Genomic DNA, 23087 nt, shown 5'->3' with positions numbered 1-23087 from the left:
AGGCCTCTCCTTATGATCGAAGCACAAGAAGTCCGCAAGCACTTCGGCGCCGTGCAGGCGCTGGGAGGCGTCAGCTTCACGGCGCGCGACGGCCAGATCACCGCGCTGCTGGGTCCCAACGGCGCCGGCAAGACGACCCTGCTGCGCACCCTCGTTGGGATGCTCAGGCGCGACCACGGAACGATTGCCATCGACGGCATCGACCCCGAACGCGACCCGCTCGCCGTGCGCGCCAACATCGGCTTCCTGACCGACCAGTTCGGACTGTACGAGCGCCTGTCCACGCGCGAATACCTCACCTATTTCGGCGAATTGAACGGCATGGACGAACGCGCGCTCGCCGCGCGCATCGACGAGGTCGCGGAAATGCTCGCGATGGACGACATCCTGGAACGCCGCAGCAAAGGATTTTCGCAGGGCCAGCGCATCAAGGTGGCCCTCGCGCGCGCGCTGCTGCACCGTCCGCGCCACCTGCTGCTGGACGAGCCCACGCGCGGCCTGGACGTGATGAGCACGCGCGCCGTGCGCCATGCGCTGTCCACGCTGCGCAAGGAAGGATGCTGCGTCGTGATGGCCACGCACGTGATGCAAGAGGTGAGTCACCTCTGCGACGACGTGATCGTCATCGCCAGGGGCCATACGGTGGCCCAGGGCACGCCGGACGACCTGTGCCGCCGCACCGGCATCGCCAACCTGGAAGACGCGTTCGTCCGCCTGGTCGGCACCGACGAGGGGATCGTCTCATGAACCGCCCGCATCAAAAACTCAAATTCCTGGTCGTCTTCAAGAAGGAATTCCGCGAATCGCTGCGCGACAAGCGCTCGCTCGGCCTCCTCGCCCTGTTCACGCTGATGTACCCGGTGCTGCTGGGCGTCCTGCTGCACCAGTGGATCGACCGCGCGACGAAACCCGAGCGCGAAGGCATCGTGCTGGCCGTGATCGGCGGCGCGCAGGCGCCCACATTGATGGCCCAGCTGAAGCAGAACAACGTCACCGTGCGCGACACGCCGCCCATGGACGAAGCCGCGATCGGCGACCTGCTGCGCGCCCACAAGGCCGCCGCCGTGCTGCGCCTGCCCGGCAAGTACGCGAGCGACTACGCGGCGATGCGGCCCGCGCGCATCGAGCTGTGGTTCGACTCGTCGACCGAGCAGGATGGCCGGCGCGACGTCGAGGACGTGCTGAACGCCTACGGCGCCAACATCGCCAGCGCGCGCCTGCTGGCGCACGGCGTGTCGCCGGCCGCGCTGTCGCCCGTGCAGGTGCAGCGCTACGACACGGGCACGACGGCCGCGCGTTCGGCCGGCGTCATCGGCGGCATCCTCGGCTTCCTGTTCTTCCCCGCGTTCATCTGCGGCCTGTCCGCCGCCGTGGATTCCACGGCGGGCGAACGCGAACGGCGCTCGCTCGAAGTGCTGATGGCGCAACCCGTGCGCACGTGGGAGCTCGTCGCCGGCAAGTGGCTCGCCGCCGCCGCGCTGGCCGTCATCGGCATCACGCTGGAGCTGATGCTGGCGCATGCGATCCTGTCGTGGATGCCGCTGGAAGAAATCGGCATGAGCTGGCGCGTGGGCTGGGGACGGCTGCTGCTCGTCTGCCTCGCCTCCGTGCCGCTGTCGCTGTTCGCGGCGGCCATGCAGATCGCGGTGGCGATGAACGCGCGCTCGTTCAAGGAGGCCCAGAGCGTGCTGTCGATCGTGATGCTGGTGCCGATGCTGCCGGGGCTCGCCGTGTCGATGCTGGAGCTCAAAACGGCGTCCTGGATGTACCTCGTGCCGATGCTGTCGAACCAGACCCTGCTCCGCGAGACGGCGAAGGGCGGCGACATCGGCCTGCTGCCGTTCGTGCTGACGTTCCTGTGCTCCGCGCTCGCGGCGTGGGCGGCCGTCGCATTCGCCGCGTGGCGCATGAAGAGCGAGCGTTACGTGCTGGCCGTCTGAAGCCGCGTCAGCACGGACCGCCGCGCTGGCTTAGAATGATCGTCTTTACCTGTCAACGAAGCGGAGAAATCGATGGAAGTCAAAGTCAGCTGGAACGGACCCGCCGGGATGAGCTTCCGGGCCGAAACCGGCTCCGGCCACCTGGTGAACATGGATGGCGCCCCCGAGGGCGGCGGCCACAACCTGGCACCGCGCCCGATGGAAATGGTGCTGCTGGGTACCGGCGGCTGCACCGCCTACGACGTCGTGCTGATCCTCAAGCGCAGCCGGGAAGACGTGCGCGGCTGCGACGTCACGCTGAAGGCCGAGCGCGCCGAGACGGATCCGAAGGTGTTCACGAAGATCCACTTCCACTTCACCGTCACGGGCCGCAACCTCAAGGAGGCGACCGTTGAACGCGCGGTCAACCTGTCGCACGACAAATACTGCTCGGCGTCGATCATGCTGGCCAAGACGGCCGAGATCACGCATTCCTTCGAAATCGTAGAGGGCTGATTTCGCGGCGACGCATGGTGGGCACGGGGTGCCCACCCTACGAAATTGCCGTAGGGTGGGCGGCCTCCGCCCACCATGCATATCGAAACATTAAATGTAGTACGCCGTCGTGGTCATCACCTTGGCCATGGCGCGCATCGCGGCCTTGACCGGCAACGGCATCTCGGCCGCGCCCATTTCCTGCGCCTTCGCACCGTGTTCGATCTCGTCGTCGCGCATCTGCGTGACGATCGCGCGCGACTTGGCGTCTTGCGGCGGCAGCTCGTCGAGGTGGCTGTTCAGGTGCGCCTCGACCTGGCGCTCCGTCTCCACGACGAAGCCGAGGCTGACGGCGTCGCCCAGGCGCGATGCAACTGTCCCCAGCGCATAGGCGCCGGCATACCACAGCGGATTGAGGAGGCTCGGCTGCGAACCCAGTTCGGCCAGGCGTTCGGCCGTCCAGGCCAGGTGGTCTTCTTCCTCGCGTCCGGATTTGGCGAACTGCGCGCGCATGGCCTGCGTCGACGCGCGGCGGCCCTGGGCATCGTACAGCGCCTGGGCGCACACTTCGCCCACGTGGTTCACGCGCATCAGGCCAGCGCTGTGCCGCTGTTCCTGGGTATTCAATTCGCAGTCCGGGGCAGAGACGCCCGGATTCGGCCGCGCGGCCTTCGCCACGCCGCCCACGACGCGCAAGGCCTTGTCGAAGCCGACGATCAGGTGGTCAAGAGGGTTGATGGTGCGGGTTGTCATGAGGGACCTTCTTCCAGCTTGTTGTTCGATAACCCGAATTATATGCCCTCGCCCGTACGCTTCCGCGCCTCCAGCCAGTCGTGCACGGGCCCGTCCACCTCCAGCTTCGAGATGTTCTTCGCGACGCCCAGGTTCAGTTCCAGCAGGAACGGGATCGAATCCGGCGGCACGTCGGTGCACGTCGTCCTGAACGCGGTCATGAAGCGCTCGGATTGCACGACTGGCAACACATCCTTGCCGCTCATGAATTGCAGGACGCTCGTGATCGTGTGTCCGCCGCCGATCGTGTGGTAGATGAACCGGTTGAACTCGCGGTCCACGGTCTTGAAATCGATGGTTTCCTTCGTCATCAGGTTGGCCAGGTAGTACAGGCCGACGGCGACACGGAACCAGGCCGTCGACTCGGCCCGGGTGCGGCCCTGGCGCGTCACGGCCAGGATGTTGTCCTTGTTGATGAGAGTATCCATAGGGCCATTATGCATGTTCTTGCCCGGCCGGGATATCACCGGCAATGTTGCCAGAATAGACATGAGTCATTCCACGTTGTATGCTGGCCTGCATCCTGCTCCCGCTTTTCTGCACTCTGGACTTGTGAAAACGCCGTGTGTCGCACCGCTGCTGCCGGGTCGGCTCCTTTTTAATACAATGCAACAGTCATGAAATACGTGCATTGTCACGAGCAATGGAGTCTCCATGGAATTACAAATCCGCAACTTGTCCAAGACCTATGCCAATGGCGTGGTCGCGCTGGACAGGGTCTCGCTGAGCATCCCGCCCGGGATGTTCGGCCTGCTCGGTCCCAACGGCGCCGGCAAGTCGACCCTGATGCGGATCCTCGCCACGCTGCAGGAATGCGACAGCGGCTCCGTGTTCCTGGACGACATCGACGTGCTCGACGAGAAGGATGAAGTGCGCCGCCTGCTGGGCTATCTGCCGCAGGACTTCGGCGTGTACCCAAAAGTGAGCGCGTACGAACTGCTCGACCATTTCGCGCAACTGAAAGGCCTGTCGCAGCGCCACCGCCGGCGCGAAGTCGTCGACGCGCTGCTGCAGCAGACCAACCTGTTCGAGGTGCGCAACCAGAAGATGGGCACATTCTCCGGCGGCATGCGCCAGCGCTTCGGCATCGCCCAGGCGCTGCTCGGCGACCCGCAGCTGATCATCGTCGACGAGCCGACGGCCGGCCTCGACCCGCAGGAGCGCGTCCGCTTCCACAACCTGCTGTCCGACATCGGCGAGGACAAGACCGTGATCCTGTCCACGCACATCGTGTCCGACGTGGCCGACCTGTGCGCCAACATGGCGATCATCAACAAGGGCCACGTGCTGCTGTGCGGCGAGCCGGTGCGCCTCATCGAAGGCATCGAGGGCAAGATCTGGGCGCGGGTCGTCAGCAAGGCGGACCTGCCCGTGTTCCAGAAGCGCCACACCGTCATCTCCACGCGCCTGCTGTCCGGCCGCACGCTGATCCACGTGTACGCCGACCGCTATCCCGGCGACGACTTCGAGCCGATCCACCCGACCCTGGAAGACGTCTATTTCGCCACCATCGCCGGCCGCCACAACGACATGGCCGGGAACTGCTGATTCATGGGCGCGCTCCTCGCCATCGCCGGCTTCGAGGCCCGGCAGCGCCTGAAGCTGCTGTCGACCTGGGTGTATTTCCTTGCCTTCTTCGCGCTGGCCCTGCTGTGGATGGCCGCCGCGGGCGGCGTGTTCAAGGAAGCCTTCGTCTCGTTCGGCGGCCGCGTGCTGATCAACGCGCCGCGCCAGATCGCGCTGAGCGCCGCGTTCCTCGGCTCCCTCGGCGTCATCGTCGTCGCCGCGATGATGGGCCGCTCGGTGCAGCAGGACTTCGAATACGAGATGCACCACTTCTTCTTCAGCGCCCCGATCCCGAAGTACGCGTACGTGTTCGGACGCTTCCTCGGCGCGCTGGCGACGCTCGCCGTCGTGTTCTCGGCCATCCTGTTCGGCACCCTGCTGGGGGCCGCGCTGCCCGGCATCGATCCCGATCGCCTCGGGCCGTATTCCGTCGCGGGCTACCTGCTGCCCTACTTCCTCACCCTGCTGCCGAACCTGTTCATCTTCGGCGCCATCTTCTTCGTGCTCGCGGCGCTCACGCGGCGCATGCTGCCTGTCTACGTCGCCAGCGTCGTCATGCTGATCGGGTACATCGTCGCCCCGTCGCTGGCGCGCGACCTCGATTACAAGACGCTCGCCGCGCTGATCGACCCGTTCGGCACGACGGCGCTGATCCGCCTCACCGAGTACTGGAACCTCACGGAGCGCAACACGCTGCAGGTCCCGTTCGCAGGCGTCTATCTGATCAATCGCGCCATCTGGTCGCTGTTCTCGCTCGTCGTCCTGCTGCTCGGCTACTGGCGTTTCAGCTTCGTGTCCACGCCGGCCGGCAGGCGCGGCCAGGCGCGGCCCGAACCGGAAAGCGCGCCGCAAACGCCGGCCGGCATGGCCGGCATGCACGAGCCGCCCGACTTCGCCGCGCGCAACCTCGCCGTGCTGCTGGCCAGGTCGAGCTGGATGAATCTGCGCGAGGCGGTCAAGAACGTCTACTTCGCCGTGATCGTCCTGGCCGGCATGCTGACCCTCGTCGTCAGCTCGCTGGACCTGGGCGCGATCTACGGCACCAAGACCTATCCCGTCACCTACATGGTGCTGGAACTCATACGCGACGTGTTCGCGCTGTTCGTCCTCATCGTGACGACGTTCTATGCGGGAGAGATGGTGTGGCGCGAGCGCGAGGCGCGCATGGCGCAGATGATGGATGCGCTGCCCGTCCCGAGCTGGCTGCCGCTGGCCGCCAAGACCATCGCCCTCGTCGGCCTGCAGGCCCTGCTGCTGCTGGCCGCGATGGTGTGCGGCATGGGCATCCAGCTGGCGCACGGCTACCTGACGCTGGAACCGGGCCTGTACCTGACGACGCTGTTCGGCATCCTGCTGCCCCGCTACGTGCTGCTGGCCGTGCTGGCGATTGCCGCCCAGGCCATCCTGAACCATAAATACCTCGCGTACTTCGCGCTGGTCACCTATTACGTCGTCACGCTGTTCCTCGGCGGCTTCGGCCTCGACCACCCGATGCTCGTGTACGGCGCGCTGCCGGACATCACGTATTCCGCAATGAACGGCTTCGGCCACTCCCTGCCGCTGCAGCGCACCCTGCAAATCTACTGGGGCGGCGCGGCGATCGTCCTGTTCACCATCGCGCTCGTGCTGTGGCCGCGCGGCGTCAGCGACAGCTTCGCCGAACGCCTGCAGCTCGCCCGCCAGCGCCTGACGCCGGGCGTGCTCGCCGGCTTCGCGGCCGGCATCCTCGTGTTCGCGGCCAGCGGCGGCCTGCTGTGGTACAGCCTCGTCCACCTCGGCACCTACCAGACCGCATGGCACAAGGAACAGGTGCGCGCCGACTACGAGCTGCGCTACAAACGATTCGCCAAACTGCCGCAGCCGCGCATCACCGACGTCGGCCTGCAGGTCGACATCCATCCCGACACGCGCACGCTGAAGGTGCACGGCTTCTATCAACTGGAAAACCGGACGGCTTCTCCGATCCGCGACATCGTCCTGTACCAGAAGCCTGGCCCCGACTTCCGTCCGCGCTTCGCGCAGGCGGCGCGGCTGCTGCGCGCCGATCCGCAGCACGGCTTCTATCACTACCTGCTGGCGTCTCCCCTGCTGCCGGGCGCGCGCACGGCGCTGGAATTCGACCTGCTGGACGCGCCGGGCGGCGTGCTGGGCCTGGGCCGCGACACGGCTGTCGTCGGCAACGGCACCTTCTTCAGCAATGAGGTGCTGCCGCACGTGGGCTACCAGCGCACGGTCGAGCTGGAAGACGACCGCGACCGCAAGCGCCACGGCCTCGCGCCGCGCGAGCGCATGGCCGCGCACGAGAACGAAGCGGCGCGCGCGAACAGCTACGTCGCCAACGACGCGGACTGGATCCGCTTCGACGCCGTCGTCAGCACGAGCCCGGACCAGACCGTGGTCGCGCCGGGCATGCTGGAACAGGAATGGATGAGCGGCGGCCGGCGCTGGTTCCATTACAAGGCCGACAAACCCGTCCTGAATTTTTATACGTTCCAGTCGGCCCGCTACGAAGTGCGCCACGACCGCTGGCAGGACGTGACGATCGACGTCTACTACCACCCCGGCCACGAATTCAATGTCGACCGCATGATCCGCGGCGCCAAGGCGGCGCTGGAATACGGCACGAAGCACTTCAGCCCCTACCAGAATCGCGAGCTGCGCATCGCGGAATTCCCCCGCTACGCGTCGTACGCGCAGGCGGCGCCGGGCACGATCCCGTTCTCGGAAAGCGTCGGCTTCATCGCCAAGGTCGATCCGGACTCGCGCAAGGACATCGATTACCCGTATTACGTGAGCGCGCACGAGGTGGGCCACCAATGGTGGGCGCACCAGATCGTCGGCGCCGACATGCGCGGCGCGACCGTGCTGTCGGAAAGCCTGGCCGAATACACGGCGCTGATGTCGATGAAGAACACGCTGGGCTCCAGCAAGATGCGGCGCTTCCTGCGCTACGACCTCGAGGAATACCTGATGGGCCGCGCGCGCGAGAACAAGAAGGAGCTGCCGCTCGCGCAGAACGAGAACCAGAGCTACATCCACTACCACAAGGGCAGCCTCGCGATGTATCTGCTGCAGGACCTGGTCGGCGAGGATGCCGTCAACGGCGTGCTGCACGGCCTGCTGCTGGAGTATGCGTACAAGGGGCCGCCGTATCCGACCGTGGCGACGCTCGTCGAGCGCCTGCGCGGCATCACGCCGCCGGACAAGGCCTACCTGATCGACGACCTGTTCGAGTCCATCGTCCTGTACGAAAACCACGTCGACGGCGCGACGGCGCGCCGCCGCCCGGACGGCAAATACGAGGTCGAGATCCGCGCCACGGCCGGCAAGGTGCGCGCCGGCGACCAGGGCCAGGAACAGCCGCAACAGCTGCGCGACTACATCGAATTCGGCGTCGACGACGAGGCGGGCAACCCGCTCGCGCGCGAGCGCAGGCTCGTGACGCAGGCCGACCAGCGGGTCGTCCTGGTGGTCGCCGGCCGGCCCGCCCGGGCCGGTATCGACCCCGACAACAAGCTGATTGACAGGAAACCGACAGACAACATGCAGCCTGTCGACATGCACTGAACTTCACGTTATGATCTGGTCACAATATCCTGCTAGGAGACCTTCATGCCTATCGTCGCCGAACTGGCCGCCCAGATCCAGCAACTGTCCGCGCAGGACAGGCACGAGCTGTTGCGTCTGCTAATGGTGGACAGCGACGACGGCGACCAGGATGCCGACGAAGCGTGGCGCAACGAGATCGTGCGCCGCGTGAAGGCGATCCGCAATGGCGAGGCGGCCATCCGCGCGCTGCAGGACGACTGGCGCGAGTAACGCCGGCGCTGAAGACAAAAAAAACCGCGATGCCGGATGGGTCGCGGTTTTTTTACGTCGTCATTCCCGCGCAAGCGGGAAACCATACTGAGTTCCGGAACTCGATGCATTCGCAATAAAGCAGATGCTTCGAATTCTGCACGTCAGCATGGGTCCCCGCTTTCGCGGGGTCGACGTGAGGTCTATTCGCCGGCGACCGCCTTCTTGGACGCCGTCGCGCGCTTCGCCGGTGCCTTGCGGGCCGCGGCCGTCTTGGCCGGGGCTTTGGTCGCAGCAGCCTTGGCCGCCGGCTTTGCCGCAGCCTTGCGCGCGGCCGGTTTGGCGGCCGCCGTCTCCGCGCCGCTATCGGCCTCGTCCGCCTGGTCCTTGCCCTTGGCGGCGCCCGGCTTGGCCTTGCGCTCCTCGAACTCGAAGCTGATCTTGCCGTCCTTGCCACGCACGAGGAAGGCCTTGAACGACCGGCGGGTGCGCTGCGACACGAAGCCCGGCAGCAGATCGGTCTTGCCGTCGTTCAGCAGCTTGGCCATCTGCTCCGGCAGGATTTCCTGCTGCAGGATGATGCGGCTGCTGCGGAAATCGCAGGTCTTCGGCTTGGCCACCGTGTGCTCGCAGACGTACGCGAGGCCCATCTCGTAGACGTTGCCGGTGCATTTCGGGCACGGGCCGAGCGGCGTCTGGCCGGTGAAGTCGACGCCCTCGCCGTCCTCGCCCTCGTCCTGGTCCTGGCCGAAGTCGAATTCCAGCTTGTAGTTGTGGATGTCCTCGTCGCGCACGATGCGCAGGATCGCGGCGAACGGCCGGCCCATCTTCGAGCGGAAGCCCTGCAGCGGGCCGATCGTGCGGTTGGCCAGCAGTTCCTCGACTTCCTCGATCTCGAACTGGCGTCCGCCCGGCACCTTGCTCATCGAGAAATCGCACTTGGTGCACGCGAAGCGGCGGTAGTTTTCCTTGACGACGCCGCCGCAGTTCGGGCACGGCGTGCGCAACGTCGCGTACTCGCCCGGGATCGTGTCGTTGTTGTACTCCTTGGCGCGCTTGACGATGATCTCGGTCATCTCGGCGATCTCGCGCATGAATTCTTCGCGCGAAATCTGGCCCTTTTCCATCTGCGACAGCTTGTATTCCCACTCGCCCGTCAGTTCCGGCGCCGTGAGTTCGTTGACGCCGAGGCCGCGCAGCAGGGTCATCAGCTGGAACGCCTTGGCGGTCGGGATCAGCTCGCGCCCTTCACGCAGCAGGTATTTTTCCGTCAACAGACCTTCGATGATCGCCGCGCGCGTGGCCGGCGTGCCGAGGCCCTTGCCGGCCATCGCGTCGCGCAGCTCGTCGGAATCGACCAGCTTGCCGGCACCTTCCATCGCCGACAGCAGCGTCGCTTCGTTGTAGCGTGCAGGCGGCTTGGTGACGAGGCCGTTCGCGTTGACCTTTTCGGTGAGCACCTTCTCGCCCTTCGCCACCGGCACGAGGCTGGCGCCGTCCTTGTCGTCGCCCGTCGTGTCCTTGCCGTACACGGCCAGCCAGCCGGGGTTCGTCATGACCTTGCCCTCGGTCTTGAACTGGTGGCCTTCCACTTCCGTGTAGCGGGTCGTGACGAGGAATTCCGCGGCCGGGAAGAACACGGCCATGAAGCGGCGGGTGACGAGGTCGTACAGCTTCTGTTCCGGCTCGGACAGGTTCTTCGGCACGACGCCGGTCGGGATGATCGCGAAGTGGTCCGAGATCTTGCTGTTGTCGAAGATGCGCTTGTTCGGCTTGACCCAGCCCTTGTCCAGGATCTGCTTGGCGAACTGGTGGTAGTTCGAATTGCCTTTCAACACTTCCAGGGTCGACTTGACGGTGTCCAGGTAGTCTTCCGGCAGCGCGCGCGCATCGGTACGGGGATAGGTCAGCACCTTGTGCTTTTCGTACAGCGCCTGGGCCAGGCCCAGCGTGTTCTTGGCCGAGAAGCCGAAGCGGCCGTTGGCCTCGCGCTGCAGCGACGTCAGGTCGAACAGCGCCGGCGCCATCGACGTGGTCGGTTTCGATTCCTCGGTGACATTACCCTGCTTGCCCATGCAAGCGGCGACGATCGCTTCCGCGTCGACCTTCGACCACAGGCGCTCGGCGCGTTTTTCCGGATCGGCGTCGTCCTTCTTGAACTTCGTGTCGAGCCAGCGGCCTTCGTACATGCCGGCCCCGGCGCGGAATTCCGCGCGCACTTCCCAGTAATCGCGCGGGATGAATTTCTTGACCTTCTCTTCGCGCTCGACGACGATCGACAGGGTCGGCGTCTGCACGCGGCCCACGGTCGTCAGGTAGAAGCCGCCTTCCTTCGAGTTGAACGCGGTCATCGCGCGGGTGCCGTTGATGCCGATCAGCCAGTCAGCTTCCGAGCGGCAACGTGCGGCATCGGCGAGCGGCAGCATTTCCTTGTCGCTGCGCAGGTGCGCGAAGCCGTCGCGGATCGCGGTCGGCGTCATCGACTGCAGCCACAGGCGCTTGACGGTCTGCTTGGCCTTGGCGTTCTGGGCGATCAGGCGGAAGATCAGTTCACCTTCGCGGCCCGCGTCGCATGCGTTGATCAGGGTATCGACATCCTTGCGCTTGATCAGCTTGTTCAGCACTTTGAGGCGCGACTCGGTCTTCGCGATGGGATTCAGCGCGAAGTACGGCGGAATCATCGGCAGGTGCGTAAAACTCCATTTGCCGCGCTTGACGTCGTATTCCTCGGGCACCGCGATTTCCAGCAGGTGGCCGACGGCGGACGACAGGACGTATTCGTCGGATTCGAAATACTCATCGTGCTTGGTAAAGCCGCCGAGCGCCTTGGCGATGTCGTTCGCCACGGAGGGCTTTTCGGCAATGATGAGGGCTTTGGTCATAGGGTTCCTAAGTCGGGCGGCAATGTAAGCCGGCCGTTTGATAGCTTATTAGTAACAACTGGCAGATAGCGGCCAATGATAAGCGGGTTGCCGCGCAATCCGCAAGTAGACTCTGCCTGCGTGCGCCTTGATGCAACCCGGTCATGCCGCCTTGAAAAATACGCTTGATCTTGCTTTGCCGCAAGAAAAAACGGGGCCGCAGCCCCGTTTCACTATGTAGATGATAGCACCGTCAATGCAGCAGGCGCGGCGCCGCATCTTCCTCGTCCGACCCGAACAGGTCGTCGAACATCAGCGCGTCCGGCTCCTTGCCCTGGCTCCACAGGAGCATCAGGACGATGATCTTCAGCTTGCCCAGCGTGACAGGCGATTCGTCCAGCGCCAGCGCGCGTTCGATGACGATCTCGCGCTGCGACGCGGTCAACAGGCCGGCCAGCTCCAGGAACTGGATAAAGCCGACGGCGGCACTGCCGAGCGCATCGACTTCCTGGGCAATATAAAAGCGGGTACCGCTCGATTCGAGGGCGGGGTTGGTGGTCCCGGCCATTTCTGTCAGGCCATTCAGCCAGTCCAGTGCCTCGGAAATTTCGACATCGTCGAAACCGACGGCAGACAGCTTGCGTGCCAGGGCAGCCGGCTCAGGGCAGGCATCGGGACGATAATACGTCTCGTAAAGATAGACTAGGATGTCGAACATGGTGACGCTACTGTAGCAGCTAAGCTCCGTGCGGCACAAGTGCGTCACGAACTCCACTTCCACCCGGAATCATCATCGTTGTTTATCGGCCTTATCGGCTTTGCCAGCCGTGTTCCGTGCATTATCGTCTGGATGAGGCCTCCCGGCAGCCGTTCGAGTCGCCCCGACAACTCCAGCACGAGCAGGCGCGCGGCCAGTTCTCCCGGGCTACAGCCGAGGCGCGCCAGCAATATGTCGGGTTCGACGGGGTCGTGGCCGAGGGCGTCCAGCAGCGCGGCGTCCGCCGGTGCGCTGGGATGCCCGGCGGCACTGTTATCGATCTTGGTATCTGTTAACGACATATCTGGCGGGGGTAGCCGGGCCGCTTGCCGGGCCACCAGCGGCGACAGCGCGAGCGCCTCCAGCACGTCCCGCGCCGTGTCGACGAGCTTCGCGCCTTCGCGGATCAGCATGTGGCAGCCCTTGGCCAGCGCGGCGTGGATCGAGCCGGGAATCGCGAACACGTCGCGCCCCTGCTCGGCCGCCTGGCGCGCCGTGATCAGCGAGCCGGACTGTACCGCCGCCTCGACGACGAGCACGCCGGCCGCGAGGCCGCTGATGATCCTGTTCCGTTTCGGGAAATTGCCCGGCAGGGGCGGCGTGCCGACCGGATACTCGCTGACGATGCAGCCTTCGTGCGCGATGCGCTCGCACAGGTCGCGGTTGCGGGCGGGATAGGCAATGTCCGCCCCGGTGCCGACGACGGCGACCGTCCCGCCGCAGCGGCGCAGCGCGCCCTCGTGCGCGGCCGCGTCGATGCCGAGCGCGAGGCCGGACACGATGCACAGGCCGGCACCGGACAATGCTTCCGCGAACGCCAGCGCATTCGCCCTGCCCTGCGCGCTGGCATTGCGGCTGCCGACGATCGCCAGGCACGGTCCATCCAGCACCTGGGGCAGCCCTCTAATATAAAGAAGCAAAGGCGGATCGGGGATCCGGGCCAGCAGGTCGGGATAGCCGGGCTCGCCCAGCGCGACGGCGTGGTGGCCGGGCAGCGCAAGCCAGTCCAGCGTGGCATCGAGCAGTTTGCGGGTGGCATCGGACGGCGGTTGCAGCAGCGCGTGCGCCTGGGCCGCGTTCACGTGGGCGGCCAGTGCCGAATAGTCGGCGGCGAACACCGCGTCCGGGCTGCCGAACGCGTCCAGCAGCACGGCGGCCGTGCGCGGGCCGATGCCGGCGGTGCGCTCCAGGCGGAGCCAGGCTGCCAGGGAAGAGGATCGTGCAGGCGCTGCGGAAAGGTCCGTGTCCTGCACGGTGGATTCACTCCGGTGATCGTGCGACGTCGCCGACCTGCACCGGCTGCGTCACCTGCATGACCAGTCCGTAAGAGACGTGGTCGAAAACCCGGAAGATGAACAGGTCGCCGTATTGCTCGTCCGGGAGCCTCAGTTTCGCCTTGCCGAACCCAAGGAAACCTTTGCTTTCCGGGTCCGTCACGGTCTGCCCGAGATGATAAAGCTGCAGCACGGCGCCGACATCGAGTCCGTCAAGCGTGCCCCGGTTGACAGTCACCACCTGGTTCTGCGACGCGTAATTCGATTCGGACGCGAGCGCCATCACGCGCGCCGCCACCGGCCGCGCGGGCGCGTGCGGGACATAGTTGCGCACCGGCGTGGGCGGCGTCGGCAACAGACGATCGCCGACGCCCATTTCCTTCACGGAGCGGGTGACGGCGAACGTGTGGACGTCCGTGCCCGGCCCCGCTTCCTTCACGAGGCGGGCCGTGCCGACATACGCCGCTTCGTGGGCAACGACCTTGCCGGACTCCGGATCGACCAGCTCCTTGCCCGGCCGGAAGACCTGGAAACTGGTGGCGCCGTCGAGCGCGCCGCGCACATAGACGCGGTCGCCCTCGCCCAGGTACAGCCGGTCTTCCTGCGCGGCGACAATGCGCGCGGCATTCGCCAGTGCCTGCGCCTCGACGACGAGCGGCTGGGTCAGGAACGGTTCGATCGCGCCGGCGGGAATCGCGGGCACGGCATTGTCCTGGCTGAGGTTTTCCGTGCGCAATTGCGGTGAGAGACGCACGAGGGGCGGCTGGCCGGCATCCGTGTCGCTGCCCGGCTTGTTCAGGGTCAGGCGGCCGCGGGCGCGGTCGAAATAGACGACCTGGCCCGGATAGATCCAGTGCGGATTGCGGATCTCGTCGCGGTTCATGCCCCACACCTGGGGCCAGCACCACGGGTGCTCGAGGAAGGCGCCGGAAATGTCCCACAAGGTATCGCCCTTGACGACGACGTGCTGGTCAGGGGCATTCGGGCGGAACGTGCAGTTCGTGGCGGCCTGCGCGGAAACGGTGGCGCTGGAGACGAAAAGGGCCGCGGCGGCGGCGCGGATCGCGAGCGACCGGGCAACGCCTGTGCTAAAATTTTTCATTGGAGAGTCCGTAAAGTGCCGTATCGACACGGGTGCTACGCCACCTCGGCCGGCAACAACGCAGGAACCAGACGACTCTTCGACCGCGCAGCGGATCATGAAGGGTCGCAATAGTTGCCTTACTGAATCAAATTCTGCCGAGAAATCCCTGAACTAGCAAGACAAACCGCACCCGGCAGCGGGGGCGGCGTGTTGCGTTTATGCCCGCGCGGCCCAATATACCGATTACTGATTGATTTCGAATACACAGCCATGGCCTTACTGAACATTCTCCGCTACCCCGACCCGCGCCTGCACAAGGTTGCCAAGCCGGTCACCGAATTCGGCGACCGCCTCCACACGCTGGTGGCGGACATGGCCGAGACCATGTACGACGCCCCGGGCGTGGGCCTGGCCGCCACGCAGGTCGACGTGCACGAGCGCGTCGTCGTCATCGACGTGACCGAGACCAAGGACAACCTGCTGGTCTTCGTCAACCCGGAAATCGTCTGGTCCAGCCCGGACAAGCAGGTCTATGACGAAGGCTGCCTGTCCGTGCCGGGCATCTATGACGGCGTCGAGCGTCCGTCGCGCGTAAAAGTGCGCGCCGTCGACCAGTTCAACAAGCCGTTCGAGCTCGAGGCCGACGGCCTGCTGGCCGTGTGCATCCAGCACGAACTGGACCACTTGATGGGCAAGGTCTTCGTGGAATACCTGTCGCCGCTGAAGCGCAACCGCATCAAGACGAAGCTGCAGAAGGAAGAACGCGACATGCAGCGCTCGTCCGCCCGCCGCGCATGAGCAGGGAGAAAATGCGGGTCGTCTTCGCCGGCACGCCGGAATTCGCCGCCGTCGCCCTGCGCGCCCTGCTCGACGCGGGATTCAATGTCCCGCTCGTGCTGACCCAGCCGGACCGCCCGGCCGGCCGCGGCATGCAATTGCAGGCGTCCGCCGTGAAGCAGGTCGCCGTCGCGCACTCTATCTCCGTGTTGCAGCCGCTGTCGCTGCGCATGGATGCGAAGGATCCGCAACGCGCGGCCGAAGCGAAGGCCGCGCACGAGCGCCTGCTGGCCACGGAGTACGACGTGATGGTCGTCGCGGCCTACGGCCTGATCCTGCCCCGCTCCACGCTGGACATCAAGCCGTGTATCAATATCCACGGCTCCATCCTGCCCCGCTGGCGCGGCGCCGCCCCGATCCACCGCGCGATCGAAGCGGGCGATGCCGAGACGGGCGTCACGATCATGGAGATGGAAGAAGGCCTGGACACGGGCCCGATGCTGCTGATCGAGCGCATCGCCATCGGCGCTACCGACACGACCGGCAGCCTGCACGACAAGCTGGCCGCGCTCGGTGGCCGCATGATCGTCGAAGCTCTGCAGAAAATGGCGCAGGGGCAACTGGAAGCCGTCCCCCAGCCGGACGACGGCGTGACCTATGCGGCCAAGATCGGCAAGGAAGAAGCGAAGCTGGACTGGACGCTGCCCGCCGTCGAGCTGGCGCGCAAGGTGCGTGCGTTCAACCCGTTCCCGGGCGCGCATGGCCAGGCGGGCGCGACCACGATCAAGATCTGGAACGCCCAACCGGCGGACGGTCACGGCCAGCCGGGCCAGGTGCTGCAGGCGGATGCGCAGGGCATCGTCGTCGCGTGCGGTACCGGTGCGTTGCGCCTGGCCGAGTTGCAAAAGCCGGGCGGCAAGCGCCTGGCGGCGGGCGAGTTCCTGAAAGGCTTTTCGTTCGACGGGCTCGCGTTCGCGTAACAACCTGCAGCAATAATGAAGAAGGGCATCAACCGGTTCGCGCCGGGTGATGCCCTTTTTGCTTTCTGTCGGATGGCATGCCGTTCCGGCATCAGGTCTGCAAATCAGGTCTGCAAATGAGCGGAGCGCTGTGCCCCGACCATCAGGACATGAGAGGAATCAGTGCTGCTCGCCCTGAGCACGCACGCGATTCGCTTCCATGTATTCACGCAGGACCTGGTTGATGCGGGTCTGGTAGCCGGGGCCAGCCGACTTGAACCATTCCAGCATGTCCACATCCAGGCGGATGGTGACGATTTGTTTCACGCCGGCGACAGCGTGGGTCTTGGCCGGGGTGTTGTCTTCGTTGCGGACTGCCGACTGGTCCCACTCAGGCTCATATTCTTTATTCATTTGCAATTCTTCCCATTTTGGCGGCGGAGCGACGGTCCGCACTTTCCGTTGATTGGACTGATACAGATCAATGAAACCGCGCCAGCGGCGGTCTCAATGGGATTTATTGTCACCTCTGTATGTATCCGGGAAATTGCTAATATGGGGCAATTTGTATCCCAATGTAACAATACGACGGTTGAAACAATACGTTACAAGCGTCTTTACATTCGCGTCCGATTTCGAGCGAACCGTGGCCCTTGGGCCGCACCAGGAACAAACTCGGCCAGTAACGGTATAATCACAGACCCGCCTCATATTTATCCAGCCGCTCTCAGGAAAGCCCTACGATGAACACCGCCGCCCACGCCATGTCCCCCGTCGAAGCCCAGCTGCGCGAAGCCCTCGCCCAACGCATCATGATCCTGGACGGCGCGATGGGCACGATCATCCAGCAATACAAGCTCGACGAACAAGCCTACCGCGGTGGCCCGACGGGCCGCTTCATCGATTTCGCCGCACCGGCCGACAGTGGAGCACGCGAGCTGTTCGTCAAGGGCAATAACGAATTGCTGAACCTGACGCAGCCGCAGATCATCCAGGAAATCCACGAACGCTACCTGGCCGCCGGCGCCGACATCATCGAGACGAACACGTTCGGCGCCACCAGCGTCGCCCAGGACGACTACCACATGGCCCACCTCGTGCGCGAGATGAACGTGGCAGCCGCGAAGCTCGCCCGTGCCGCCTGCGTGAAATACTCGACGCCGGACAAGCCCCGCTACGCCGCCGGCGCCCTCGGCCCGACGCCGAAGACGGCCTCCATTTCGCCGGACGTGAACGACCCGGCCGCGCGCAACGTGACGTTCGACCAGCTCGTGACGGCGTATTACGAACAGGTCGATGCGCTCGTCGAGGGCGGCGTCGACCTGCTGCTCGTCGAGACCATCTTCGACACGCTGAACTGCAAGGCCGCGCTGTTCGCCATCGACCAGTACTTCACTGAGCATCCGGAAACGCCGCGCGTGCCGCTGATGATCTCCGGCACCGTCACCGACGCGTCGGGCCGCATCCTGTCCGGCCAGACCGTGTCCGCGTTCTGGAATTCCGTGCGCCACGCGAAGCCGCTGACGATCGGCCTGAACTGCGCGCTGGGCGCCGCCCTGATGCGCCCGTACGCCGAAGAACTCTCCCAGATCGCCGATACGTTCGTCTGCATCTACCCGAACGCCGGCCTGCCCAACCCGATGAGCGACACGGGCTTCGACGAACTGCCGTCCGACACCTCGGCCCTGCTGCGCGAATTCGCCGACGCCGGCTTCGTCAACATCGCCGGCGGCTGCTGCGGCACGACGCCGGAACACATCCAGGCCATCGGCGAGCTGCTGAAGGACTGCCCGCCGCGCACCGTGCCCGAGATCCCCGTCGCGCTGCGCCTGTCCGGCCTGGAGCCGTTCGTCGTCGACGACACCTCGCTGTTCGTCAACGTCGGCGAGCGCACCAACGTCACGGGCTCGAAGGCGTTCGCGCGCATGATCCTGAACGAGCAGTTCGACGAGGCGCTGTCCGTCGCGCGCCAGCAGGTCGAGAACGGCGCCCAGGTCATCGACATCAACATGGACGAGGCGATGCTCGATTCGCAGGCCGCGATGACGCGCTTCCTGAACCTGATCGCATCGGAACCCGACATCTCGCGCGTGCCGATCATGATCGACTCCTCCAAATGGAGCGTGATCGAGGCCGGCCTGAAATGCGTGCAGGGCAAGGCCATCGTGAACTCCATCTCGATGAAGGAAGGCGAAGAAGAATTCCTGCGCCAGGCCTCGCTGTGCCGCCGCTACGGCGCCGCCGTCATCGTGATGGCCTTCGACGAGAAGGGCCAGGCCGACACGTTCGAGCGCAAGATCGAGATCTGCGCGCGCGCGTACAAGGTATTGACAGAGCGAGTGGGCTTCCCGCCGGAAGACATCATCTTCGACCCGAACATCTTCGCGATCGCCACCGGCATCGAGGAGCACGACAACTACGCCGTCGACTTCATCAACGCCACGCGCTGGATCCGCGAGCACCTGCCGTACGCGAAGGTGTCGGGCGGGGTCTCCAACGTGTCGTTCTCGTTCCGCGGCAACGACCCGGCCCGTGAAGCGATCCACACCGTGTTCCTGTACCACGCCATCAAGGCCGGCATGACGATGGGTATCGTCAACGCGGGCATGGTCGGCGTGTATGACGACCTCGATCCGATACTCCGCGAGCGCGTGGAAGACGTGGTGCTGAACCGCCGTCCAGATGCCACCGAGCGCATGATCGAATTCGCCGGCACCCTGAAGGCCGGCGGCGCGAAGCAGGAACAGAACCTCGAGTGGCGCAACGCGCCCGTCGGCAAGCGCCTGTCGCACGCGCTCGTGCACGGCATCACGCAGTGGATCGTCGAGGACACCGAAGAAGCGCGCCAGCAGATCGCCGCGGAAGGCGGCCGTCCGATCCAGGTGATCGAAGGCCCGCTGATGGACGGCATGAACGTCGTCGGCGACCTGTTCGGCCAGGGCAAGATGTTCCTGCCGCAGGTCGTGAAATCGGCGCGCGTGATGAAGCAGGCCGTGGCCCACCTGATCCCGTTCATCGAGGAAGAAAAGGCGGCGGAAGAAGCGCGCACCGGCATCGTCGCGAAACCGAAGGGCAAGATGGTGATCGCCACGGTGAAAGGCGACGTGCACGACATCGGCAAGAACATCGTCTCCGTGGTCCTGCAATGTAATAACTTCGAGATCGTCAACATGGGCGTGATGGTGCCCGCGTCCGAGATCCTCGCGAAAGCGAAGGCGGAGAACGCGGACATCATCGGCCTGTCCGGCCTGATCACGCCGTCGCTCGAAGAGATGGCCCACGTCGCGCGCGAGATGCAGCGCGACCCGTGGTTCCGCGACCGCCGCATTCCGCTGCTGATCGGCGGCGCGACGACGAGCCGCGCGCACACCGCCGTCAAGATCGCGCCGCACTACGAAGGCCCGGTCGTGTACGTGCCGGACGCATCGCGCTCCGTCTCCGTCGGCCAGTCGCTCGTGACGGCGGATACGCGCGACGGCTACGTCGCCGAGATCGCCGAGGACTACCAGCGCATCCGCGAACAGCACGCGAACAAGAAGGCGCTGCCGATGGTGAGCCTGGAGCAGGCGCGCGCCAACAAGGCGCAGCTCGCGTTTTCGCCCGTGAAGCCGAAGTTCGTCGGCCGCCGCGTCTTCAAGAACGTCGACCTGGGTACCCTCGCACGCTACATCGACTGGGGCCCGTTCTTCCAGACCTGGGACCTGGCCGGCCCGTACCCCGCGATCCTGACGGACGAGGTGGTGGGCGAAGCGGCGGCGAAGGTGTTCGAGGAAGGCCAGGCGATGCTGAAGAAGATCATCGACGGCCGCTGGCTCACCGCGAACGGCGCCATCGCGCTGCTCCCGGCGAACACCGTGGGCGACGACGACATCGAGATCTACACGGACGACACCCGCAGCGAAGTCGCCTTCACGTACTACGGCCTGCGCCAGCAGGGCGTCAAGCCCGTCGTCGACGGCGTGCAGCGTCCGAACCAGTGCCTGGCCGACTTCATCGCGCCGAAATCGTCCGGCATCGCCGACTACATCGGCATGTTCGCCGTGACCGCGGGCATCGGTGCCGAGAAGATCGAGAAGCGCTTCGAGGCCGAGGGCGACGACTACTCGTCGATCATGGTCAAGGCCCTGGCCGACCGCCTGGCCGAAGCCTTCGCCGAATACATGCACGAGCGCGTCCGCACGGACCTGTGGGGTTATGTCGCGGACGAGAAGCTGTCGAACGAGGCCCTGATCAAGGAAGAATACGTGGGCATCCGTCCGGCGCCGGGCTATCCGGCATGCCCGGAGCACACCGTCAAGGCGGACCTGTTCAAGACCCTGCAGGCCGACGAGATCGGGATGCAGCTGACGGAATCGTTCGCGATGTATCCGGGAGCCGCCGTGTCGGGCTTCTACTTCTCGCATCCGGAATCGAAGTATTTCGTGGTCGGCAAGATCGGGCAGGATCAGCTCGAGGACATGGCCAAACGCCGCGGCATGGCCAAGGACGAGTTGGAACGCTATCTCGCGCCGAATCTCTGATCGAACTGCGCGTGGGCACGGGTGGGGCCCCCCCCCCACCCTGCCGTGGTCCGATGCGTAGAGTGGGCTCCCCGAGCCCACGCGTATTCAGCCGCGACGAGGCCGCGACGGTGCGGCTACATCAAGCTGGTTCAGATGGCGTAACGAACCACGGAATCACTCCACTGGAATGCCGACATCTCCAGCTCGATCATGTCGTCGCCCGAGATCTGCAGCTCCTTCAAGGTCGGCAGCACGAGTTCCGTGTTTTCGTCGGCCTGCTCGATGCTCTCGGAGAGCTTGAGCAGCTCGCCGAAGAAACCGGCGCGGCCCACGAGGGCTTGCCGCACTTCGTCGCTGACGGGGATTTGTTCGACGATGTCGGTCATCGGGATGCCGAACAGGACGTCCATCAGCGACATGATGCCGACCGTGAACGCGATGTCCGCGACGGCCCGCTGGCCGGGACGCAGGCGCTGGGCCAGCAGCTCCATCAGGCGGCCGCGCGTCGTGGCCAGCATCAGCAACGGCGTCTGGTTGTGGCCGCGCGTGGCCGGCTCCGCGTACAGCATGATCTGCAGCCAGCGCTGCAGCTGGCGCCGGCCCAGCACGAGCAGGGCCTGGCTGACGGAATCGATGCGCTGCGTCGCGCCCACGGCCGGCGTGTTCACGAGGCGCAGCAGGTTCAGCGCGAGCGTCACGTCGCGCTTGACGGCCTTTTCGATGGCGGCATTGTCCGCGTCCGACATCACGAGGTTCATCAGGTCGACGACGGCCAGCTGCGACGGCGACAGCTTGCGGCCGCCCAGCACGGACGGACGCGCGAAATAATAGCCCTGGAAGTAGTCGAAGCCGAGGTTCATCGCGGCCTGGTAGGTGTCGCGCGTCTCGACCTTTTCCGCGACCACCGTCTTTTCCATGCCGTGCAGGCGGCGCACGAGGTTCGGCAGTTGCGCGGGCGGCACGCTGCGCAGGTCCAGCTTGACGAAGGCGGCCAGCGGCAGCAGGCGTTGCAGGCGCAGGCTGTCGCCGTCGACGCCGTCCAGCGCGAAGCGGAAGCCGTGGCCCTCGAGCGCGCGCATGCGCGCCAGCAGGTCGTCGTCCGGCACGACGCCGGACACGATCTCGAGGATCGTCCGGTCGCGCGGCAGGAAGGCGAAGATGTCGCTCGCGAGGACTTCGGCATCCACGTTCAGGAAGCAGGTGGCGTCGCCGATCGCGCGCGCGAGGCCCAGTTGCGCCGCATGGGCGATCACGGCGGCCGTCGCGGACAGGCCGGTCTCGTCGGCCTCGCCCTGGCGCGCGCTGGTGCCCGCGCCTCGGAACAGCAGCTCGTAGCCGTACAGGGCCTGGTTGCGGTCGAGAACGGGCTGGCGCCCCAGGTAGAAGTCACGCACGCGCAGGGGATAGTTCGCGTGGTCCAGGCTCGCGGCGGTATCGGTCATCATGGACTCTTGTAGCAAGGGAACGTAGCTACTTTAACGCATTCCGCCGCCCGGTGACTATGTGAAAATGATTTCCTGTAAAAAACTTTGTCACGATTGCGGCAGGCCGTCCACGAAAACCTTCAGTTCACCCGGCGCGAATTCCGTCCACGTTTCGTTGGTCGTGAGCGGCGTCGTGACGATGATGGCCACGCGGTCGTTCGGCGTCGTCACCTGGGAAAAATCGACGGACAGGTCTTCGTCGGCGAGGCAGGCGGCCGTGAACGGATACTTGCGCACGACGTAGCACAGCTTCGTCGAGCAGTGCGCGAACAGCGCGGTACCGTCGGACAGCATCATGTTGAACGTGCCGTGGCGGGCAATGATGGCGACGAGGTCGGCGATGGCGGCGCGCAGCACGGGCATGGCGGGGGGCGTGGCGCCGAAGCGGTCGCGCAATTGCTGCAGCAGGAAGCAGAAGGCCCGCTCGCTGTCGGTATTGCCGACCGGGCGGTACGGCCCGTCGAGGACGGGCTCGAACCCCTTGAGGTCGCCGTTGTGGGCGAACACCCAGTAGCGGCCCCACATCTCGCGCACGAACGGATGGCAGTTTTCCAGCGCCACTTGGCCCTGCGTGGCCTTGCGGATGTGGGCGATGACGTTCAGCGACTTGATCGGGTAATGCTTGATCAGTTCCGCGATCGGCGACGCGATGGCGGCCTGGTGATCGACGAAATGGCGCACGCCGGATCCCTCGAAGAACGCAATGCCCCAGCCGTCGTGGTGCGTGTCCGTGCGTCCGCCCCGATGGGCGAAGCCGGTGAAACTAAACACGATGTCCGTCGGGACATTGCAATTCATGGCGAGTAGCTGACACATGGG

18 protein-coding genes are annotated in these 23087 nt (G+C 65.4%); 9 read left to right on the top strand and 9 right to left on the bottom strand.

The genetic code is table 11. From position 1 onward, the window contains the following. The first annotated feature begins 12 nt into the window (after window positions 1-12). The 3 genes from ACEN98_RS20005 to ACEN98_RS19995 all read left to right on the top strand — a co-directional run bounded on the left by ACEN98_RS20005 (window position 13) and on the right by ACEN98_RS19995 (window position 2435). Window positions 13-747: an ATP-binding cassette domain-containing protein gene (locus ACEN98_RS20005; protein WP_413386666.1), complete on the top strand. Its 735-nt coding sequence runs from the start codon at window positions 13-15 to the stop codon at window positions 745-747. Next, window positions 744-1940, top strand: coding sequence for an ABC transporter permease (locus ACEN98_RS20000; protein WP_413386664.1), 1197 nt, complete (start codon window positions 744-746; stop codon window positions 1938-1940). The genes ACEN98_RS20005 and ACEN98_RS20000 overlap by 4 nt, the downstream gene beginning before the upstream one ends. Before the next feature lie 72 nt (window positions 1941-2012). Next, window positions 2013-2435: an OsmC family protein gene (locus ACEN98_RS19995; RefSeq protein WP_413386662.1), complete on the top strand. Its 423-nt coding sequence runs from the start codon at window positions 2013-2015 to the stop codon at window positions 2433-2435. A 90-nt stretch (window positions 2436-2525) separates the two neighbouring features. On the opposite strand, the gene coq7 is transcribed toward ACEN98_RS19995, so the two are convergent. Together coq7 and ACEN98_RS19985 are read right to left on the bottom strand one after the other, a co-directional pair. Then, window positions 2526-3167 (bottom strand): 2-polyprenyl-3-methyl-6-methoxy-1,4-benzoquinone monooxygenase, encoded by a 642-nt coding sequence (gene coq7, locus ACEN98_RS19990; protein ID WP_413386660.1) that lies wholly within the window; start codon window positions 3165-3167, stop codon window positions 2526-2528. 38 nt (window positions 3168-3205) lie between these two features. After that, entirely contained in the window at window positions 3206-3634 is a 429-nt protein-coding gene (locus tag ACEN98_RS19985) for a hypothetical protein (RefSeq protein WP_413386658.1), read from the bottom strand. Window positions 3635-3860: 226 nt separating this feature from the next. Here ACEN98_RS19985 and ACEN98_RS19980 point away from each other — a divergent pair, with 226 nt between their 5' ends. The 3 genes from ACEN98_RS19980 to ACEN98_RS19970 are packed head-to-tail and all read left to right on the top strand — an operon-like array spanning window position 3861 to window position 8591. Beyond that, window positions 3861-4754: an ABC transporter ATP-binding protein gene (locus ACEN98_RS19980; protein ID WP_413386656.1), complete on the top strand. Its 894-nt coding sequence runs from the start codon at window positions 3861-3863 to the stop codon at window positions 4752-4754. A 3-nt stretch (window positions 4755-4757) separates the two neighbouring features. Beyond that, the gene (locus ACEN98_RS19975; RefSeq protein WP_413386654.1) at window positions 4758-8339 is read left to right on the top strand and encodes a M1 family aminopeptidase; all 3582 of its coding nucleotides are present in this window, start codon (window positions 4758-4760) and stop codon (window positions 8337-8339) included. Between the two features lie 45 nt (window positions 8340-8384). Next, entirely contained in the window at window positions 8385-8591 is a 207-nt protein-coding gene (locus tag ACEN98_RS19970; RefSeq protein ID WP_056122293.1) for an addiction module protein, read from the top strand. A gap of 182 nt (window positions 8592-8773) precedes the next feature. On the opposite strand, the gene ACEN98_RS19965 is transcribed toward ACEN98_RS19970, so the two are convergent. From ACEN98_RS19965 to ACEN98_RS19950, 4 genes are all read right to left on the bottom strand, one after another. Next, window positions 8774-11452: a DNA topoisomerase III gene (locus ACEN98_RS19965; RefSeq protein ID WP_413386652.1), complete on the bottom strand. Its 2679-nt coding sequence runs from the start codon at window positions 11450-11452 to the stop codon at window positions 8774-8776. Between the two features lie 232 nt (window positions 11453-11684). After that, window positions 11685-12149 (bottom strand): DUF494 family protein, encoded by a 465-nt coding sequence (locus ACEN98_RS19960; protein ID WP_413337619.1) that lies wholly within the window; start codon window positions 12147-12149, stop codon window positions 11685-11687. A gap of 44 nt (window positions 12150-12193) precedes the next feature. Then, window positions 12194-13441 (bottom strand): DNA-processing protein DprA, encoded by a 1248-nt coding sequence (gene dprA, locus ACEN98_RS19955; protein ID WP_413386650.1) that lies wholly within the window; start codon window positions 13439-13441, stop codon window positions 12194-12196. Between the two features lie 7 nt (window positions 13442-13448). After that, complete coding sequence (locus tag ACEN98_RS19950) at window positions 13449-14564, bottom strand: LysM peptidoglycan-binding domain-containing protein (protein WP_413386648.1); 1116 nt, start codon at window positions 14562-14564, stop codon at window positions 13449-13451. A gap of 252 nt (window positions 14565-14816) precedes the next feature. On the opposite strand from ACEN98_RS19950, the gene def reads away from it, so the two are divergent. After that, window positions 14817-15344, top strand: a complete 528-nt coding sequence (gene def, locus ACEN98_RS19945; RefSeq protein WP_413337622.1) for a peptide deformylase — start codon at window positions 14817-14819, stop codon at window positions 15342-15344. An 11-nt stretch (window positions 15345-15355) separates the two neighbouring features. Continuing rightward, on the top strand, window positions 15356-16303 hold the full coding sequence (gene fmt / locus ACEN98_RS19940) for a methionyl-tRNA formyltransferase (protein ID WP_413386646.1): 948 nt from the start codon (window positions 15356-15358) through the stop codon (window positions 16301-16303). A gap of 159 nt (window positions 16304-16462) precedes the next feature. Here fmt and ACEN98_RS19935 read toward each other — a convergent pair whose 3' ends face one another. Continuing rightward, the gene (locus tag ACEN98_RS19935; protein WP_413337623.1) at window positions 16463-16696 is read right to left on the bottom strand and encodes a BrnA antitoxin family protein; all 234 of its coding nucleotides are present in this window, start codon (window positions 16694-16696) and stop codon (window positions 16463-16465) included. 350 nt (window positions 16697-17046) lie between these two features. On the opposite strand from ACEN98_RS19935, the gene metH reads away from it, so the two are divergent. Further along, window positions 17047-20802 carry a methionine synthase gene (gene metH, locus ACEN98_RS19930; protein ID WP_413389063.1) on the top strand — a complete coding sequence of 1252 codons (3756 nt, stop codon included), beginning with the start codon at window positions 17047-17049 and terminating at the stop codon, window positions 20800-20802. Between the two features lie 131 nt (window positions 20803-20933). Here the strand turns inward: metH and ACEN98_RS19925 are convergent, their stop codons facing one another. After that, window positions 20934-22226 carry an EAL and HDOD domain-containing protein gene (locus ACEN98_RS19925; protein WP_413389062.1) on the bottom strand — a complete coding sequence of 431 codons (1293 nt, stop codon included), beginning with the start codon at window positions 22224-22226 and terminating at the stop codon, window positions 20934-20936. A gap of 90 nt (window positions 22227-22316) precedes the next feature. Next, window positions 22317-23084: a class II glutamine amidotransferase gene (locus ACEN98_RS19920; RefSeq protein WP_413386644.1), complete on the bottom strand. Its 768-nt coding sequence runs from the start codon at window positions 23082-23084 to the stop codon at window positions 22317-22319. Window positions 23085-23087: the final 3 nt, after the last annotated feature.

It is taken from the genome of Massilia sp. CT11-137, from assembly GCF_047302885.1.
Taxonomy (GTDB): Bacteria; Pseudomonadota; Gammaproteobacteria; order Burkholderiales; family Burkholderiaceae_D; genus Telluria; species Telluria orientalis.
This window is presented reverse-complemented; position numbering and strand designations above follow the sequence as displayed.